This window comes from Kitasatospora sp. NPDC001132, assembly GCF_053598415.1.
In genome coordinates this window covers 1-3,471 of the sequence record NZ_JBSFKF010000089.1, presented here as the reverse complement: position 1 = coordinate 3,471, position 3,471 = coordinate 1, and the positions used below count along the sequence as shown (strand labels likewise).

Annotated in this window: 1 protein-coding gene; it reads right to left on the bottom strand. The window is 71.7% G+C overall.

Annotation, left to right across the window (positions count from 1 at the left end; genetic code table 11):
• Window positions 1-3,471: type I polyketide synthase (locus tag ACWDBE_RS39040; protein WP_449810358.1), on the bottom strand; the 3,471-nt coding region annotated here is incomplete at both ends.

Genomic DNA, 3,471 nt, shown 5'->3' with positions numbered 1-3,471 from the left:
GGCCCGACCGTGCACAGCCACCGAACGACGCCCGGACGCATCCACCGCGCCCACCGTCACCTGAACCTGCACACCACCCGACCCCGGAAGCACCAACGGCGCCTCCAGCGTCAACTCCTCCACCAGCGAGCAACCCACCTGGTCACCGGCCCGCACCGCGAGCTCGACAAAGGCGGTCCCGGGCAGGATCACCGAACCCAGCACCACGTGATCGGCCAGCCACGGGTGCGACTCCACCGACAGTCGACCCGTGAACAAGAAGCCCTCCGCATCGGCGAGAGCCACCGCCGCACCCAACAGCGGGTGATCGGCCGCACCGAGGCCGGCGGACTGGACATCCCCGGTCAGAGCGGGGGCGTGGAGCCAGAACCACTCGCGGTCGAAGGCGTACGTCGGCAGGTCCGTGACGTGGGCGCCGGTCTTCGCGAAGAACCCTCGCCAGTCGACCCGGGCGCCCTGGACGTGCACGGTCACGAGGGCCGTCAGCGCGGCCTGTGCCTCGGGCCGCTCGGCGCGCAGCGCCGGTACGAACACACCGCTGTCGACGCACTCCTGGCCCATGGCCGAGAGCACACCGTCCGGGCCGAGCTCGACGAAGGTGGTGACGCCCTTGGCCTCCAGGGCCCGCATCCCGTCGGCGAAGCGAACCGCCTGGCGGACATGCCGGACCCAGTACTCGGGCGAGCACAGCTCCTCAGCCGTGGCCGGCTCACCGGTCACGTTGGACACCACCGCGATCTGCGGCGCCGAGTAGGTCAGACCCTCCGCCACCCGGCGGAAGTCGTCCAGCATGCCGTCCATCAGCGGCGAGTGGAAGGCGTGCGAAACGCTCAGCCGCTTGGTCTTCTCGAACTGCCCGGCGATCGCCAAGACTTCGGCCTCGTCGCCGGAAATCACCACGGACGTCGGACCGTTGATCGCGGCAATGCTGACGTTCTCGCTGAGCAGGGGCAGGACGTCGGCCTCGGTGGCCTTGACCGCGACCATCGCGCCGCCCTCGGGCAGCGCCTGCATCAGGCGGCCACGGGCCGCCACCAGGGTGACGGCGTCGTCGAGGGAGAGAACGCCCGCGACGTGCGCGGCCACCAGCTCGCCGATCGAGTGGCCGACCAGAAAGTCAGGGCGGACACCCCAGCTCTCCAGCAGGCGGAACAGCGCCACCTCGACGGCGAACAGCGCGAGCTGGGTGAACTCCGTACGGGCCAGGACCGCAGCGTCCTCGCCGAACACCGCCTCCTTCAGCGGCAGTTCCACCCGCGAGCACACCGCGTCGAAGGCCTCCGCGAACACCGGGAACGCCTCGTACAGCTCACGCCCCATCCCGGGACGCTGGCTGCCCTGCCCCGTGAACAGGAACGCCAGCTTCCCGCCCGAGGCGGCACCCGTCACCAGCCCGGCAGCCGTGCCGCCCTCGGCCAGCGCCCGCAGGGCGGACGCGAGCCCGTCGCGGCTGTCCGCGACGACGCCGGCGCGGAGGTCCATCGTCGTGCGGGTGGTGGCCAGCGAGTAGGCGAGGTCGGTGACCCGCAGCTCGGGCTCGGCCTCGACCAGGGCGAGCAGTCGCTGCGCCTGACCGCGCAGAGCACCCTCACTCTTCGCGGAGAGCACCAGCGGCGCCTGACCGTCCTCCTCGTTCCCGGTACGAGCCGGACGCTTCTCCGCCGGAGCCTGCTCGATGATCGTGTGGGCGTTGGTGCCACTGATGCCGAAGGAGGAGACGGCCGCGCGACGCGGACGCCCGGTCTCCGGCCAGGGGCGGGCCTCGGTCAGCAGCTCGACGGCGCCCGAGGCCCAGTCGATGTGCGGCGACGGCTCGTCCACGTGCAGGGTCTGCGGCAGCACGCCGTGCCGCATCGCCATCACCATCTTGATGATGCCGCCGACACCGGCCGCCGCCTGGGTGTGGCCGATGTTGGACTTCAACGACCCCAGCCACAGCGGCTCTTCGGCACGCTCCTGACCGTACGTGGCCAACAGGGCCTGGGCCTCGATCGGGTCACCGAGCACCGTGCCGGTGCCGTGCGCCTCAACCACGTCGATCTGGTCCGAGGTCAGTCGGGCACCGGCCAGCGCCTGGCGGATCACCCGCTGCTGGGACGGACCGTTGGGGGCGGTGAGGCCGTTACTCGCGCCGTCCTGGTTGATCGCGCTGCCGCGCACCACCGCGAGGACGCGGTGGCCGTTGCGCTCGGCGTCGGAGAGACGCTCCAGCAGGAGCATCCCGACGCCCTCGGACCAGCCCGTGCCGTCCGCCGCCGCCGCGAACGACTTGCAGCGGCCGTCCATGGCCAGACCGCGCTGCTTGCTGAACTCGATGAACGCGCCCGGGGTGGACATCACCGTCACACCACCGGCCAGCGCCATCGTGCACTCGCCCTCACGCAGCGCCTTCGCCGCCCAGTGCAGAGCGACCAGCGACGAGGAGCAGGCGGTGTCGATGGTGACCGCCGGACCCTCCAGCCCCAGGGTGTAGGCCACCCGGCCGGAGGCGATGCTGCTCGAACCACCCGTACCGAGGTAGCCCTCGACACCGGCCGGAATCGCGTGCAGACGCGAGGTGTAGTCGTGGTACATCACGCCGGCGAAGACGCCGGTCGCGCTGCCCTTCATCGAGGCCGGGTCGATACCCGCGCGCTCGAACGCCTCCCAGGAGGTCTCCAGCAGCAGACGCTGCTGCGGGTCCATCGCCGACGCCTCACGCGGGCTGATCCCGAAGAACGCCGGGTCGAACAGACCCGCGTCGTGCAGGAAACCACCCTCCGTGACGTAACTCGTCCCGGAAAGACCCGAGTTGACGTCCTCCAGGGCATCCAGGTGCCAGCCACGGTCAGTCGGGAAGGACGTGATGCCATCGCGACCGCCGAGCACCAGCTGCCACAGGTCCTCGGGCGAGGCGACCCCGCCCGGGTAGCGGCAGGCCATGCCGACGATCGCGATCGGCTCGTCATCGCGGTACGACCTGACCGCGGGCACGCTCGGGCGCGACACCTCGGCGCGGCCGACGAGTTCGGCGGCCAGGTGACCGGCGAGCGCCTCGGGCGTCGGGTAGTCGAAGACCAGCGTCGCCGACAGCCGCAGGCCGGTGGTCGCGTTGAGGCGGTTGCGCAGATCCACGGCCGTCAGCGAGTCGAAGCCGAGGTCCTTGAACGCCCGGACCGGGTCGATGCTGTCGGGGGCGGCATGCCCGAGGACGTACGCGACCTGCGCCTGCACCATCGCCAGCAGCGTGCTCAGCCGCTCGGACTCGCTCAGGCCGGCCAGGGCCCGGGAGAGCTCGACCGACGCACCGGTGCCGGTGCCGACCTTGCGGCGGCGCGGCGTGCGAACGAGAGCCCGCAGCAGCGGCTGGACCTCACCCCCGCCGGTCATCGCCACCGGGTCGAGGTGCATGGGGACGACCAGGGCGCGCTCCAGGGTGAGCGCACCGTCGAACAGGGCCAGACCCTCCTGGGCGCGCAGCGGGGCGACGCC